15 protein-coding genes, 1 pseudogene and 1 riboswitch are annotated in these 14,949 nt (G+C 71.7%); of the genes and pseudogenes, 2 read left to right on the top strand and 14 right to left on the bottom strand.

Features of this window, described 5'->3' with window-relative positions; translation table 11 throughout:
* Positions 1 to 62 precede the first annotated feature (62 nt).
* The 11 genes and pseudogenes from grpE to C1729_RS08825 form a co-directional block, all read right to left on the bottom strand.
* On the bottom strand, positions 63 to 692 hold the full coding sequence (gene grpE / locus C1729_RS08775) for a nucleotide exchange factor GrpE (RefSeq protein WP_102509607.1): 630 nt from the start codon (positions 690 to 692) through the stop codon (positions 63 to 65).
* Positions 689 to 2,536, bottom strand: a complete 1,848-nt coding sequence (gene dnaK, locus C1729_RS08780; RefSeq protein WP_102509608.1) for a molecular chaperone DnaK — start codon at positions 2,534 to 2,536, stop codon at positions 689 to 691. The genes grpE and dnaK overlap by 4 nt, the downstream gene beginning before the upstream one ends.
* A gap of 430 nt (positions 2,537 to 2,966) precedes the next feature.
* Positions 2,967 to 3,971: a cold-shock protein gene (locus C1729_RS15205; protein WP_102509609.1), complete on the bottom strand. Its 1,005-nt coding sequence runs from the start codon at positions 3,969 to 3,971 to the stop codon at positions 2,967 to 2,969.
* Positions 3,972 to 4,148: 177 nt separating this feature from the next.
* Entirely contained in the window at positions 4,149 to 4,613 is a 465-nt protein-coding gene (locus C1729_RS08790; RefSeq protein ID WP_102509610.1) for a P-loop nucleotide/nucleoside kinase family protein, read from the bottom strand.
* A 220-nt stretch (positions 4,614 to 4,833) separates the two neighbouring features.
* On the bottom strand, positions 4,834 to 5,202 hold the full coding sequence (locus C1729_RS08795; RefSeq protein WP_102509611.1) for a fluoride efflux transporter FluC: 369 nt from the start codon (positions 5,200 to 5,202) through the stop codon (positions 4,834 to 4,836).
* On the bottom strand, positions 5,199 to 5,768 hold the full coding sequence (locus C1729_RS08800) for a CrcB family protein (RefSeq protein WP_102509612.1): 570 nt from the start codon (positions 5,766 to 5,768) through the stop codon (positions 5,199 to 5,201). Before C1729_RS08800 ends, C1729_RS08795 begins: the two co-directional genes overlap by 4 nt.
* A gap of 340 nt (positions 5,769 to 6,108) precedes the next feature.
* Positions 6,109 to 6,342, bottom strand: a pseudogene (locus C1729_RS08805) (glycoside hydrolase family 3 C-terminal domain-containing protein); the annotation flags it as partial.
* A gap of 153 nt (positions 6,343 to 6,495) precedes the next feature.
* A complete protein-coding gene (locus C1729_RS08810; protein ID WP_102509613.1) occupies positions 6,496 to 6,849 on the bottom strand; it encodes a hypothetical protein in 354 nt (117 codons plus the stop codon).
* A 61-nt stretch (positions 6,850 to 6,910) separates the two neighbouring features.
* The gene (locus C1729_RS08815) at positions 6,911 to 7,954 is read right to left on the bottom strand and encodes an ABC transporter ATP-binding protein (RefSeq protein ID WP_102510603.1); all 1,044 of its coding nucleotides are present in this window, start codon (positions 7,952 to 7,954) and stop codon (positions 6,911 to 6,913) included.
* Positions 7,955 to 7,980: 26 nt separating this feature from the next.
* Complete coding sequence (locus C1729_RS08820; protein ID WP_102509614.1) at positions 7,981 to 9,765, bottom strand: ABC transporter permease; 1,785 nt, start codon at positions 9,763 to 9,765, stop codon at positions 7,981 to 7,983.
* A 6-nt stretch (positions 9,766 to 9,771) separates the two neighbouring features.
* A complete protein-coding gene (locus C1729_RS08825; protein WP_242493767.1) occupies positions 9,772 to 10,884 on the bottom strand; it encodes a thiamine ABC transporter substrate-binding protein in 1,113 nt (370 codons plus the stop codon).
* A gap of 65 nt (positions 10,885 to 10,949) precedes the next feature.
* A riboswitch (TPP riboswitch) is annotated at positions 10,950 to 11,063 on the bottom strand.
* A 329-nt stretch (positions 11,064 to 11,392) separates the two neighbouring features.
* Here C1729_RS08825 and C1729_RS08830 point away from each other — a divergent pair.
* Positions 11,393 to 11,668 carry a DUF4235 domain-containing protein gene (locus C1729_RS08830; RefSeq protein WP_165375465.1) on the top strand — a complete coding sequence of 92 codons (276 nt, stop codon included), beginning with the start codon at positions 11,393 to 11,395 and terminating at the stop codon, positions 11,666 to 11,668.
* Positions 11,669 to 11,683: 15 nt separating this feature from the next.
* Here C1729_RS08830 and C1729_RS08835 read toward each other — a convergent pair whose 3' ends face one another.
* The 3 genes from C1729_RS08835 to C1729_RS08845 all read right to left on the bottom strand — a co-directional run bounded on the left by C1729_RS08835 (position 11,684) and on the right by C1729_RS08845 (position 13,721).
* Positions 11,684 to 12,637, bottom strand: a complete 954-nt coding sequence (locus C1729_RS08835; protein WP_102509617.1) for a VOC family protein — start codon at positions 12,635 to 12,637, stop codon at positions 11,684 to 11,686.
* 123 nt (positions 12,638 to 12,760) lie between these two features.
* Positions 12,761 to 13,012: a hypothetical protein gene (locus tag C1729_RS08840; RefSeq protein ID WP_102509618.1), complete on the bottom strand. Its 252-nt coding sequence runs from the start codon at positions 13,010 to 13,012 to the stop codon at positions 12,761 to 12,763.
* Positions 13,013 to 13,034: 22 nt separating this feature from the next.
* Positions 13,035 to 13,721, bottom strand: a complete 687-nt coding sequence (locus C1729_RS08845) for a DsbA family oxidoreductase (RefSeq protein WP_242493768.1) — start codon at positions 13,719 to 13,721, stop codon at positions 13,035 to 13,037.
* 116 nt (positions 13,722 to 13,837) lie between these two features.
* Between C1729_RS08845 and C1729_RS08850 the strand changes: the two genes are divergently transcribed.
* A complete protein-coding gene (locus C1729_RS08850) occupies positions 13,838 to 14,815 on the top strand; it encodes a hypothetical protein (protein WP_102509620.1) in 978 nt (325 codons plus the stop codon).
* Positions 14,816 to 14,949: the final 134 nt, after the last annotated feature.

Here is a 14,949-nt window from a genome sequence, read left to right on the forward strand (position 1 = left end):
TTCCTGTCTGTCTGTGGGGTACGGCTGCGGCGGGCCCGCACGGGCCCGCCGCAGCCAGGTTGTTACTGCTGGGGTCCGACGACGGCGACGCGCGCCGCGCGGACGATCTTCTCGCCGATGCGGTAGCCGGGCTCGATGACGAACTTCACGGTCGTCGTCGTGGCCTCGGCCGAGTCCTCGTGCATGAGGGCGTCGTGCACCGTCGGGTCGAACTCCTCGCCGACGGCACCGAACCGCACGATCTCGAACTTGCCGAGCACATCGTCGAGCTTGTCCGAGATCGCCGCGAACGGCCCCTCGAGCTCGCCAGCCTGCCGAGCACGGTCGATGTCGTCGAGCACCGGCAGGAGCGTCGCCAGGACGTCCTCGATGCCGCGGGTGCGGGCCGCCTCCTGGTCGCGGAGCGCCCGGTTGCGGTAGTTCGTGAACGACGCGCGCTCACGCTGGAGGTCGTCGAGACGCTCGGCCGCGAGGGCCTGCGCTGCGGCGAGCTCGTCGTCTGCTCCCGCGCCGGACGCGGGCGCGTCCGCTGCGGGAGCGTCGGGCACAGAACCGTCGGTGAGCGAGGAGGCGTCGTCCGGGACGACGACCTCGGGCTCACCGTCCCCGGACGGGGCGGCCGCGTCACGCGGCTGCCCCGTCTCGGGGTCGATCCGACGCTTGTCAGTGAACTCGAAGGGCGAATCCGTCACTTGGACTCATCCTCGTCGACGATCTCTGCGTCGACGACGTCCTCGTCTGAGGACGTCGCGTCAGCGGCGGGAGCCTCGGCGCCTGCGGCCTGCTCGGACGCGTAGACGGCCTCGCCGATCTTCTGCGCCGCGGCCGCGAGGGCCTCCATCGTCGACCGCACCTCGGCCGCGTCCTCACCCTCGAGCGCCTTCTTGGCGGCGGCGACAGCGTCGCCAACCTCCGTCTTGACGTCGTCGGAGAGCTTGTCCTCGTTGTCCTTGAGGGCCTTCTCCGTCGAGTACACGAGGCCCTCGGCCTGGTTGCGGGCCTCGGCCTCCTCGCGGCGCGCCTTGTCCTCGGCCGCGTGCTCCTCGGCCTCCTTGACCATGCGGTCGATGTCCTCCTTGGGGAGGGCCGAGCCGCCCGTGATCGTCATCGACTGCTCCTTGCCCGTGCCACGGTCCTTCGCGGAGACGTGGACGATGCCGTTGGCGTCGATGTCGAACGCGACCTCGATCTGCGGGACGCCGCGCGGCGCCGGGGCGATGCCCGTGAGCTCGAACGTGCCGAGCGGCTTGTTGTCGCGCGCGAACTCGCGCTCACCCTGGAAGACCTGGATGAGGACGGAGGGCTGGTTGTCCTCGGCCGTCGAGAAGACCTCGGAACGCTTCGTCGGGATGGCGGTGTTGCGCTCGATGAGCTTCGTCATGACGCCGCCCTTCGTCTCGATGCCGAGGCTCAGGGGCGTGACGTCGATGAGGAGCACGTCCTTGCGGTCACCCTTGATGACGCCGGCCTGGAGGGCCGCGCCGACGGCGACGACCTCGTCCGGGTTGACGCCCTTGTTCGGCTCCTTGCCGCCCGTGAGCTCCTTGACGACGTCCGTGACCGCCGGCATGCGGGTCGAGCCGCCGACGAGGACGATGTGGTCGATCTCGCTCACGGAGATGCCGGCGTCGCGGATGACCGCGTGGAACGGCGTCTTGGTGCGGTCGATGAGATCCTGCGTCATCTGCTGGAACTGCGCGCGCGTGAGCTTGGAGTCGAGGTGGACGGGGCCGTTCTCGCTCATCGAGAGGTACTGCATCGAGATGTTGGTGCTCGTCGCGGACGAAAGCTCCTTCTTCGCCTGCTCGGCGGCCTCGCGCAGACGCTGGAGAGCGATCTTGTCCTTCGAGAGGTCGACGCCCGAGGAGTTCTTCACCTCCTTGATGAGGTGCTCAACGATGCGGTTGTCCCAGTCGTCGCCACCGAGGCGGTTGTCGCCCGAGGTTGCGCGGACCTGGATCGTCGAGAAGTCGTCCTCGTCCTTGCCGACCTCGAGGAGCGAGACGTCGAACGTACCGCCACCGAGGTCGAAGACGAGGATGAGCTCGTCCTCCTTGCCCTTCTCGAGGCCGTACGCGAGCGCTGCGGCCGTGGGCTCGTTGACGATGCGCAGGACGTTGAGGCCGGCGATCTGGCCGGCGTCCTTCGTCGCCTGGCGCTCAGCGTCGTTGAAGTACGCGGGGACCGTGATGACGGCGTCCGTGACGGGCTCGCCGAGGTACTCCTCGGCGTCGCGCTTGAGCTTGCCGAGGACGCGCGCGGAGATCTCCTGCGCGGTGTACTTCTTGTCGTCGATCTCGACGGACCAGTCGGTGCCCATGTGGCGCTTGACCGAGCTGATCGTGCGGTCGACGTTCGTGACGGCCTGGCGCTTGGCGATCTCGCCGACGAGGACCTCGCCGGACTTGGAGAAGGCCACGACCGAGGGCGTCGTGCGCATGCCCTCAGCGTTCGCGATGACCGTGGGCTCGCCGCCCTCGAGGACCGCGACGACGGAGTTGGTGGTGCCGAGGTCGATGCCGACTGCTCGTGCCATGTGTGCTGCCTCCATGCTGTGGTGGTGCGGTTGAGTCTGTTGCACTCAAGTCTGCGCCCGGCGCCTGCTCAATGCAAGCCCACACACTCAAACTTGAGTCTGCCTCACTCAACCTTGGGTGCCGGAGATCTATTCCCCCCGCCCCGCCCCAGCGTTCCGATAGCCAATCCATGCACGTCAGAGGTTCGGATCGGCTATCGGGACACAGGGGTCGCGACGCAACGCTTCTCGATAGCGGATCCGTACCGCACACGCGAACGGATCCGCTATCGAGCGGACGGCGGGACGGCGGGACGACGGTACGGCGGGACGACGGGACGACGGGACGACGGGACGGTGTGACGGCGTGACGGCGTCACGCACGGGAACGTACGAACGCCCTGGAGCGCACCTGGCGCTCCCGGGCGTTCGACGCATCCGGAGGTGAGACTCAGTCCAGCTCGACGCGATCCGCCTGCGGACCACGGTCGCTCTGACGCACCTGGAAACGCACCCGGTCACCCTCGTACAGCTCAACCCCGCCACGGATGACGGACACGTGGACGAAGAGGTCGTCGCCGCCCGAGTCCGGGCGGATGAAGCCGAAACCACGCTCAGGGTCGAAGCGCACGACCTCGCCCGAGCCGCCACGCGCCGGCGCGCTCGAACGCCCACGCCCGCGATCGCCGCCGCGGTCGAAGCGGTCACCACCACGGCGCCGGTCACCGCCACGGTCAAAGCCGCCGCGCCCACGGTCCTGACGACCGTACGACCGGCCACCGCGCCCGCCGCCGACCAGCTCGATCCGACGCGCCTGCGGACCCTTGTCACCCTCGACGGTCTCGAACTTCACGCGGTCGCCCTCGCCGATCTCGTCGACGTTCCGACCCAGCTCACGGACGTGCGCGAACACGTCGGCGCTGCCGTCGTCAGGCGTGATGAAACCGAAGCCCTTGCCACCGTCGAACCACGACACGGTGCCGTTGGCACCGTCGTTGCCGGGCGCACCGCCGCCCGCAGGCGCCGCCTGATCGCCGAGCGGCAGCAGGTGGTCCGCCTGCGGGCCCTTCTCGCCGGGCACGACGAGGAACGCGACACGCTGGCCCTCGCGGACGACGCCGCCGCCGACGATCGACGAGCTGTGGACGAAGATCTCGTCGCTGCTGCCGTCGGCCATCGCGAAGCCATAGCCCTTCGACGGCTCGTACCACGAGACCGTGCCGAGCACGCCGAGCGACGCCGCCGGGGCCTCACCCGTCACGCGGACGTTGCGGGCCTGCGGACCGCGGTCGCCCTCACCGGCCTCGAACTCGACCTCCTGGCCCTCGCGGAGCGCACGCACGCCCTCGTCGGCGAGCTCGGACGCGTGGACGTAGATGTCGTCCGACCCGTCCTCGGGTGCGATGAAGCCGAAGCCTCGGTCGGTGTCGAACCAGCGAACGGTTCCCTGGGGCACGTGATCTCCTCGTGAGAATGGTGGGTTGCTCGTCCCAGTGTCTCGCACGAACCGCCGAGCGTGTGCGGGTGCGGCAACCCGGAACTGTTCCGTCGGCCACGATCCGCGCTGCGCGCCTCGCGACCCGGAGGTCCGGAGCACCGTTCGACGGTGCTGGAGACTTTCGGGTCGCGCCGGTCAGGCCGTCGGGACGAGCTCGAGCGGCCCCTCGTCGGGCGTCGGCGCCTCGAACCCCGCGAGGTAGCGCTCCGCGAGCGCGGGCGGCACGACGACGTCGTGGGGCCCCGCGCCGCGGCGCGCGGCAAGCCGCGCGAGCACGACCTCGCGCGGGGCGACGAGGTGGTGCACGACGGGCACGACGTCCACCTCCGCGAGCCAGGACCGGTACCGGTCGCGCGACGCCCGGGACCAGAACGACGTGTCGACGACGACGTCTCGCCCCTCGGCGACGAGCGCGAACATCCGCGCGCGGAGGTCCTCGTGGATTGCGAGCGCGACGTCGTCGGGCAGCGGGTGCTCGCGGTGCCCCGCGTCCCACGCGACCTCGTCGAACGACAAGCGCGCGAACCCGGAGGCCTCGAGCCGCCGCGCATGCGTCGACTTCCCGGCCCCGGCCACCCCGCACACGAGCACGACGGTCATGCCCCACCCCTTCCGTGACTCGTAGCATCCCAGCGCACTCCGATGGTGCTCAGAGCCTACGAGTCGGAGAGGGGGCGTGACTCGTAGCGCTCCAGCACCGTTCGACGGTGCTCAGAGCCTACGAGTCGGAGAGGGGGCGTGACTCGTAGCGCTCCAGCACCGTTCGACGGTGCTCAGAGCCTACGAGTCGGGAGAGACTCGCGTCGGTCGAGGGATCGAGCTACGTGAGAACGCTCGTCACCGCGACGCCGGCAGACGCCGCCGCGACTGACAGGACGAGCGTCAGCGCGACGCTCCCCCACGCGCGTCGGACGTCGCCGTCCTGAAGCAGGCGCGCGGCCTCGACCATCGCGGTCGAGAACGTCGTGAAGCCACCGCAGAAGCCCGTCGCCAGCATCGCGAACCCGTCCGGGGCGAGCACACCGCCGAGCTGCAGACCCAGCAGCACGCCGATGAGCAGGGAACCGACGACGTTGATCGTCATCGTTGCGACGGGCATCGGGTCGGAGCGTCGGGCACGGATCGCGCCGTCGACCCAGAAGCGGGCGGCGGCGCCGACACCGCCGAGCAGGAACAGGCCGACGATCACGAGACCTCACCGTCCCCCGAGGTCCCCGTGCCGCCGGACTCACCATCTCCCGACGGATTGACGCCAGACCCCCGTTCAACGGGCGGGAGCCGTCTATCGGTCGGGGAGCCGGGGGCCGTCGGGGAGCCAGCGGCCGTCGAGGCGTCGGGGTCGGGCGGGAGGAGGCCGACGTTCCCGCGTACGCGCGCCGCGAGCGTCACGCCCGCCGTCGCCGCGACGACGCCGAGCACGACCGAACCCAGCGGATAACCGACACCGAGCAGCACGTCGCCCGCCGCGAGGAGGTTCCGCGTCTCGAGGGCGAGCGCCGAGAACGTCGTGAACCCGCCCAGCAGCCCCGTGCCGAGTCCGAGCCGCAGGAACCGACGCCGCGCATCCTCGCGGCCCGCGCGCACGAGCGCCTCGAGCAGCATCCCGAGGAGGAACGCGCCGACGACGTTCTCGAGGAGCGTCGCCCACGGCACGCCGTCGCCCGGCGGCAGAAGCCGCCCGAGCCCGTACCGCAGCGCCGTGCCGACCGCGCCGCCGAGGGCGACGACGGCGAGCAGGCGAGGGTCGGGGCGCACCGGACCAGTGTGGCGCACGGGCGCCGGCCGGTGGGGCGCTCACACGCACGGCGGGGCGTTCTGGAGCCCGCCTACCCGCAACTTCGTGCTCTACCCGCAAGTCTGAACTTGCGGGTGGAGCACAAACTCGCGGGTAGGCGGATCGCGGCGGCCGCGCCGCGGCGCGCCCCGTCAGCTCATCGTGCGTCGTACGTCAAGGAGACGACGTGCGCGGTGCGCGTCGTCGCTGTCCCGCCCGACGACGCCCACACGCCGATCCGTCGCAGGTCGCGTCCTGCGAACGCGAAGCGGGCTGCGGGAACGTGGAACGTGAGGCGGCGGGCCTCGCCGGGTGCGAGGTCGACGCGCTCGTGTGCGTGAACGTCGTGGAGGACAGGCCGAAGCCGAAGTGCCGCACGGGCGTGGGGTCGGCGGACGTCACGTCGGACGGGCCGCCGAGCACGGGGTGGAGGTACGTGAAGGGCTGGGCGCCGGCAGCCCGGGGTAGGGAGACGGGCAGGCGGTCCGACGGGTTCTCGCGGCCCGTGAGGACGTCGACGATCGCGTGGCCACCCTCCTCGCCGGGGAAGAACGCCGGGCACCCGACTTCGCGCACCCGCAAGTTTGTGCGCTACCCGCGAGTTCAGACTTGCGGGTAGCGCACAAACTTGCGGGTAGCGCACAAACTTGCGGGTAGCCGGGCAGGGCGGGTAGCCGGCGGGCGGGTAGCNGGGCGTGGCGGGGCGGGTCAGCGCCAGGCGGCCGGCACGAGCTCGTGCGGCGTGAGGTCCGTGAGCTCGTCGGGGTCGACGACCATCTCGTAGACACCCGCGTCGACCTTCACCATGCCGGCCGCCTCGGCCGCGTCGGCATCGTGCCCGACGGAGCTGATCGTCGCGCGCTTGTCGCCGCCCTCGTCGACGCCGAGGGCGTGGACAGCGTGAAGGTCGGCGGGCGTCGTCGCCCACGTGACGTCCGCGACCGGCACCGCGAAGCCCGCGACGCGGTCGTAGCCGAGCCGCAGGGAGGCGTCGGACATGCTCGGGGTGATGGCCTTCTGGTAACGCGTCACGGATCCTCCGTCATCGGGCTGATCGTTCATCCTCCCGCGTCCACGCCCCGCGCGTCCGGGAGCCGCCGCGCTCCTTCGGGACCCGCCGCCCTCAGGCGGGCAGGGGCGCGGTCTGGCCGGGGTCGAGGCGGAGGTCGAGCTCACTGCCGGGCACCGGCGCGAGCGCCGGGGGTCCGACGACGACGGTGACGCGCCCGACGCCCACGACGTCGACCGTCGCCTCGGCGACACCACGACGCACGTGGACGGCCCGGACGGTGCCGCGGAACTGCGGCCCGGCGCCGGGCGTCGCCCCGGCACCGACGACGCGCAGCGCGCCGGGCGCGAGCGCGAGCACGCTCCCGTCGACGTCGAGGCGGGCCTCGTAGCCGAGGAACGACGCGACCTCCCAGGTCGCGGGCTCGGCCCACAGTTGCGCGGGCGTGCCGACCTGCGCGAGGCGGCCGGCGCGCATGACGGCGACGCGGTCGGCGACGGTGAACGCCTCGTCCTGGTCGTGCGTGACGAAGACGGCCGTCGTGCCGGTCGTGAGGAGGGCTGCGCGCAGGTCGACGGCGAGCCGTTCGCGCAGCTCGCGGTCGAGCGCGGAGAGCGGCTCGTCGAGGAGGAGAAGGCGCGGGCGCGGGGCGAGGGAGCGGGCGAGGGCGACGCGTTGGCGCTCGCCGCCCGAGAGGGTTGCGACGGCGCGCCGGCCGTAGCCGGTGAGGCCGACGACGTCGAGGAGCTCGTCGACGCGGGCCGTCGTCTCGGTGCGGGTGCGGCGCGGGGCGCGTCGGCCGTCGACCGTCGTGCGGCCCTCGAGCCCGTACGCGACGTTGCCGGCGACGTCGCGGTGGGCGAAGAGCTGGCCGTCCTGGAACATGAGGCCGAAGCCTCGCTCGTGGACGGGTGTGCGTGCGAGGTCGGTGCCGTCCCACGTGACGCTTCCGCCGGCGAGAGGTTCGAGGCCGGCGACGGCGCGCAGGAGGCTCGACTTCCCGCAGCCAGATGGGCCGAGGAGCGCGAGGATCTCGCCGCGCGCGACGTCGAGGCTCACGCGGTCGACCGCGCGGACGGGTGCGGCGCCGCGCGCGTCGGGCGTGTAGGTGACGACGAGGTCGCGCACGGCGAGGCCGCCGGGTGCTGGCGTGGTCATCGTGGTCTCCGTGGGGTGGTCCGTGGTCACAGCTCTCCTGCGGTGTCGCCGCGCAGCCGTTCGGCGAGGAGCATGACGGCGGCGGTGACGAGCGCGAGGACGGTCGCGGCAGCCATCGCGGTGCCGAGGTTCTCGGTGCCGGGCCGGCCGAGGAGGCGCACGATGACGACGGGGAGCGTCGGCGCGTCGGGCCGTGCGAGGAACGAGGTGGCGCCGAACTCGCCGAGGGACGCCGCGAACGCGAAGCCGATCGCGAGCCCGAGCGGCCGGGCGACGAGGGGCAGGTCGACGGTCCGCACGACCCGTCCGGGGGGTGCGCCGAGCGTCGCGGCGGCCTCGTGCTGGCGCGGGTCGACGGCGCGCAGTACGGGCAGAAGGAGGCGCACGACGACGGGCACGGCGACGAGCGCCTGCGCGACGGGCAGCAGCCAGCCGGTCGTGCGCAGGTCGACGCCGAGCACGGGCCGCGTCATGGTGACGAGCAGGCCGAATCCGACGATGACGGCGGACACTCCGAGGGGCAGCATGACGACGGCGTCGAGCACCGCGAGCGAGCGTCGGCCGGCGCGTGAGCGGGGGCGTCGGGAGACGACGAACGACACGAGCCCGCCGACGACGACCGCGATGGTCGCGGCGACGGCCGCGGTCATGAGCGACGTGAGGGTCGCCTGCCACACGGTCACGGTGAGGCCGGTGCCGGGCCCGGCCTCGGCGAGCCGCCGGTACGCGTCGAGCGTCCACGCGCCGTCGGTCGTGCGGAACGAGCGTGCGACGAGCGTCGCCATGGGCCACGCGAGGAGCCCGACGACGACAAGGCCCGTCACCGTCGTCGCGAGGACGTCGGTGCGGGAGCGCCACGTGAGGGGACGTTCGTCGCGGGGCGCGGCGTGGAGGGGCAGCGCGCGCTCGCGGGCGGTGCGGGCGCGCGCCGAGACGAGGAGCGCGGCCGCGACGACGAGCATCTGGAGGACCGAGAGGACGGCGGCGGTGCGGAGGTCGAGGAGCTGGGTCGTGCGCGTGTAGATCTCGGTCTCGATCGTCGCGTGCTCGCGCGAGCCGAGGACCATGACGACGCCGAACGCCGTCGTGCAGAAGAGGAAGACGAGCGCGGCGGCGCTCGCGATCGCGGGGACGAGCGCGGGCAGGGTCACCGTCCGCAGGACGCGGCCGGGGCTCGCTCCGAGGGCGCGCGCCGCTTCCTCCGCGCGCGGGTCGAGCCGCGACCAGAAGCCGCCGACGGTCCGCACGACGACCGCGTAGTTGAAGAACACGAGCGCGCAGACGATCGCGGTGAACGTGCCGTCGAGCCCGAGGGCGCCGAGCGGCCCGCCCGGGCCGAGAAGCGCCCGGAAGGCGACGCCGACGACGACGCTCGGCAGGACGAACGGCACGGTGACGAGCCCTCGCACGAGCGTGCGCCCGGGGAACCGCCGCCGGTAGAGCACGTACGCGCCGGGCACGCCAAGGACGACGGCGACGGCCGTGCCGACAAGTGCCTGGACGATCGTCGTCGTGACGACGCGCCACGTGCGCGGCTTCGCGAGGACGTCGGCGACGCCCGCGAGGTCGAGCGCGCCGGCCGCGTCGGTGAGGCCGCGCACGAGCATCGCGACGACCGGCCACACGAAGAAGAGGCCGAGGAACGCGAGCGGCACGGCGGCCGCGAGCGCGAACGAGGCCCTGCGTCCCGCCGTGGCCCATCCCGTCGACGACCGCCGCTCCAGGGGAGCGGCGTCGGGAGGGATGAACTCGCCGGCGGGGCGCGTGCGGGGGACACGCACCTCACCGGGGACGGGACGCAGGGCTGTCATGAGGTCTCAGCCCAGGACCGTGTCGGTCCAGTCGGAGATCCACGTGTCGCGGTCGCGGGCGACGGCGACGGGGTCGACGGGGATGGGGTTCTCGGCGAGGGCGCCGTGCTTCTGGAACGACTCGGGCAGCGCGACGTCCGGGTCGACGGGGTACATGTACGCCGTGTCGGGGAGGGTCGCCTGGAGTTCGGGGCTCAGCAGGTAGTCGACGACGGCGCGCGCACCGGCGGGGTTCTTCGCACCTGCGAGGACGCCCGCGTACTCGACCTGGCGCGTGCACGTCGCGGGGAGCGACGCGGTCGTCGTGCCGCCGTCGTCCGTGAGCGTGTAGGCAGGGCTCGAGGAGTACGAGAGGACGATGGGCCGCGTGCCGTTCTCGCCCTGGCTCGTGAAGTCCGTGTAGTAGGCGTCGGACCAGGAGTCGGCGATGCGCACGCCGTTGTCCTTGAGCTTCGTCCAGTAATCGAGGTATCCGTCGGCGCCGTACTGGCTGACGGTGCCGGCGAGAAAACTGAGGCCGGGCGTCGACGTCGCCGGGTTGGTGAGGACGACGAGGTCCTTGTAATCGGGCTTCGTGAGGTCGTCGAGCGTCGCGGGGACGGGGACGTCCGGGTTCTTGCCGAACCACTCCGTGTCGATGTTGATGCAGACGTCGCCCTGGTCGACGGGCGTGACGGCGTCGCCGCCCGCAACCTTGAGCGGGACTGCGGCTGCGGGGAGCGCCGGGGAGGTGTAGGCCTCGAAGACGCCCGCGTCGATCGCGCGTGACGCGAACGTGTTGTCGACGCCGAAGACGACGTCGCCGAGCGGCGCGTCCTTCGTGAGGATGAGCTGGTTGACGAGGGTGCCGCCGTCGCCGACCTGGACGACCTTGACGTCGAGGCCCTTCTCCTTGAGGTCGGCGATCTGCTCCTTGCTCAGCTCGTAGGAGCTGTGGGTGAGGAGCGTGACGGGGCCGCTCGCGGGGGCCTCGCTCGTCGAGGCGGTCGCGCCGGGGGTCGTCGTCGGGGCCTGGGTGGGGCCCTCGGACGCGCAGGCCGCGAGGAGCGTCGCCGAGGCGAGCGCGAGCGCTGCGAGCCGCATGGGGCGGCGGCGGGTGGTGCTGGTCGTGCTGTGCAACGTGGTTCCTCCTGTGGTGCTAGGAGGGGTCCCGTCGTCCGTCACGGCAGGCCGCGTGGACGACGTGGTGAGATGTCCCGACTTCCTCCACCGGTGCTAACCGGGTCAGGTTCGAGGGTCTGCGGTGGTCCGCACTCTCAGCGCTCACGGCTCCCCGCAGCGCTCCCCTGTCGTATCCCGACCATCATAGTCAGGATCCGCGGGCCGTCCCTCTGTGCACGACCTCCGAACTTCCCCGACGGATTGATGGCTTCCGACCATCGGAGGGGCGGAAGCCGTCAATCCGCGCGTCTTCGTCAGGACTCGATAGCCCATCCGTGCGCGTCGCACGTACGGATCGGCTATCGAGCGGCGCTCCGTTCGGTCCGATAGCCGATCCAGGCACGTCACTGGTGCGGATCCGCTATCGAGCGGCGCACCGGCCGGGACGCCCGCTCGGCGTTGGGACGCTAGCGTGGGGTGAGGTGCCGACGACGGTTCGGCACGCCGACCTGCGATGGAGGACACCGTGGCTGACGAGAACAAGGAAGCTCTGCTCGAGAAGGTCATCCTGCTGGCCGCGTCGGCGGGCACGGCGTGGATCGCGCAGCGCGCGCTCGCCTATGCGTGGAAGCGCACGACGGGCAAGGACGCGCCGCGCAATGCGCTCGACACGGACGCGCCGAACTCGTCGATCATCATCTTCGCGGCCGTCACGGGTGCGGTCGCTGCCGGAGCGAAGATCCTCGCGGACCGAGGTGCGCGCCGGGTGACGCGCCGGATCAGCGCGGGTCGTCTGCGCTGAGGCTCGCGACTCCGGTCAGCCGACGGCGACCGCGATGCGGTTGTTCCACGGGTCGCTGAACCGCAGGACGGCGCCGTCGTCGGCGTGCTCGACGCCTCCGTGCGCGAGGCGGTCCGCGAGGGCGCCGATCTCGTCGCGCGTCGGGACGAGGATCGACACCTCGCCGAGGCCGAGCTGGACGGGCCTCGGCCCGGCGCCCATGGACCGCCACGTGTTCATGGCCATGTGGTGGTGGTAGCCGCCGGCGGAGACGAAGAGGGCTGACGTGCCGAGCGTCGCGGTGGCCTCGAAGCCGAGGGTGTCGACGTAGAAGCGGTGTGCCGTGGGGACGTCGCCGACCTGCAGGTGGACGTGGCCGAGGGTCGCAGCGGAGTCCTCGGGCCGCTCGAGCGCAGTCTCGGTGAGGTGCTCGGTGAGGAACGCGTTCGGGTCGATGTAGAGGGTGTCCATCTTCACGTGGCCCTGCGTCCATTCCCACTGGTCGCGGGGGCGGTCGACGTAGAGCTCGATGCCGTTGCCCTCGGGGTCGTCGAGGTAGAAGGCCTCGGAGACGAGGTGGTCGCCTGCGCCCGTGTAGAGCTCGGGGGCGTAGGTGGCGACGCGCGCGAGGGCGCCGGCGACGCCGGCGTGGTCGGCGAAGAGGATGGCGGTGTGGAAGAGGCCGGCCTCGCCGGGGCGTCGCTCGGGCAGGTCGCGGGCTTCGCGGAGGACGACGAGCGGCACGGTGCCGCGTCCGAGCGTGACGATGCCGTCGCGGCCGTCGACGGCTGAACGCTCCATGACCTGGAGGCCGATGACGCGTGCGTAGAAGTCGGTCATGCGGTCGATGTCGCGGACGTAGAGGGTGACGGCGTCCATGTGGGTCGCGGCGGCGAGGCGGTCGGCGGGGGCGAGGGCCGACGGGTTCGCGGCGGCGGCGTGCGCGAGGCGGTCGTTCGCGGCGGGGCCGGACGGGGTTGCGGTGCTCATGGGTGCTCCTCGGGTGGACCGCTCCCTAGTCTGCACCCATTTACTTGAAGCGTCAACTATTGAAGCGGCAACTTCCCGTCGGGCGCTCCCGCTGCGTCGACCGTCACGCTGCGTGCCCGACGGTCACGCGCAACCGTCAGGCCCGCACACCTCTCCCGTGCCGCCGAGCATCGCGAAGGCGCCCGACGCCAGCGCACCCGGCGCCGCCGGGGCTGCGAAGAGCTGCGTCGGCGCGTCCGACGGGACGGGCGCGGGCGCGCCGAACGCGTCGAGCATCGCGGCGTCACCGCGGGATGCAGCCTCGGCGACGGGTGCGACACCGTCGAACATCAGCGAGTTCTCGTGGCCGCGCGGGGCGGCAGGGAAGTCAGTCATGGATCCTCCGTGATCCTGAGGGTCAGTCGGTGGTCGCGCGCTCGGCGATGATCTGGCCGAGGATCTGCGCGAACGCCTCGCCGGGCTGCGCGCCGGAGATCCCGTACCGTCCATCGACCACGTAGAACGGCACGCCCGTGATGCCGAAGGTACGGGCCTGCTCGATGTCAGCGGCGACCGCGTCCGCATGGCGGCCGTCCGCGAGCGCGGCGCGCACCTCGTCGGCGTCGAGGCCGACCTCCGTCGCGAGGCGCACGAGCGTGTCGACGTCGGCGACGTGCTCCCCCTGCGCGAAGTACGCCTCGAAGAGGCGTTCGAGCATCTCCGCCTGGCGGCCCGCGGCCTTCGCCGCGTGGAGGAGCTCGTGCGCGCGGAGCGTCTTCGTGTGGCGCAGACGAGCGAAGTCCATGGTGAGGCCCTCGGCGGCGGCGGTCGCGGTCATCTGGGCGAGCATCTGCTCGATCTGCGCAGCGGGCATGCCCTTGTGGTGGGCGAGGAAGTCGATCTCGGAGCCCTCGAAGTCCACGGGGGTGTCGGGGGCGAGCTCGAAGGAGTGGTACTCGATCTCGACGGGGACGGCGGCGTCGGTCGCGGCGAAGGCCTCGAGCCCGGCGGCGAGCCGGTGCTTGCCCAGGTAGCACCAGGGGCAGGCGATGTCGGACCAGATGTCGATCTTCAGCGGCTCGGCGGCCGCGGGCTGGGTGCTCACCCCTAGGGAGCGTCGGGAAGCCCTGGGGTATTCCCCGTCCACAGGTCCGTGCTCCCGGGAGCGCCCCCGGCGCATGGCACCTATCCTGGCGGAACCTCTGGATGAAGGACGCCCCCGTGAAGACTAGGACCTCGCTCGTCGCCGCGCTGTGCGCGGCCGCTCTCAGCCTGCCGGTCGCGGCTCCGGCGATGGCTTCGCCGCTGTCCGGCGCCTCGACGCCCGCCGCGCAGACGCCCTCCGCCCCGGCCGCACGCTCGGGCAGCGTCGGCGGCGCATCGTCGGCCAAGCTCGGCAAGCCGAGCTACCGCAAGCTCCAGACGACGAAGAAGCGCACGTCAGTGACCGTCCGAGTGACGAAGCCGCGCTACCAGAAGGTCGCGCTGCAGCGGAAGGACTCCGGGAAGTGGCGGACGGTGTCGTCGACGCGCGCGCCGCGAACGGGCTCGAGCGCGAAGGTGACGCTCCGCGTGCCTGCGAAGGCTGGCAACCGCGCGTACCGCGTGGTGCTCGGCAAGAGCAAGTACAACAAGACGATCGCGTCGAAGTCCTTCAAGATCTTCCAGTCGGACTCGAAGAAGCACGCGAAGTACATCGCGAAGGCGCGCAGCTACATCAAGAAGTACTGCCCGACGACACCGATCTACATCGACTCCCCCCGCGTCAAGGACAGTTGGGCGATCGGCATGGCGTGGACGCGCTGGAATGCCAAGCCTCGCTGGACGGGCAAGCGCTGGGTCTACGACTGGAAGTGGACGCAGACGATCGAGCTCGCGTCCGGACAGGACGACGGCCAGCTGCGTCACACCGCGATCCACGAGTGCGCACACATCGTCCAGGCACGCCCGATCGGCAAGAGCGAGGCCGCGTACGACGCGTCGAAGAAGGCCGAGCAGAAGATCTTCGCGAAGGGCGCCGCGGACCCGCAGGAGCAGCAGGCGGACTGCATGGCGACCGCAATCACGGGGTCGACGCGATACAACTACTACACAAGCTCCTGCAAGGGATCACGCGCCAAGAACGCGAAGTCGATGTGGAAGAAGTGGGGCCTCAAGTACCAGAACCCCGAGCGCAGATGGACGACGCCGGCGACCTGACTCGCTGAGGACGGCGCACCCGCCGCCCAGTTTGCCGAACGACCCGTTCGCCGACCGCCCCGTCACCGACCGCCCCGAGCGGCCGGCGGCGGGGCGTCGTCGTCCAAGGCAGGGCCTCCGACCCCGGCGGGAGC

The organism is Sanguibacter massiliensis, from assembly GCF_900240335.1.
GTDB lineage: Bacteria > Actinomycetota > Actinomycetes > Actinomycetales > Cellulomonadaceae > Flavimobilis > Flavimobilis massiliensis.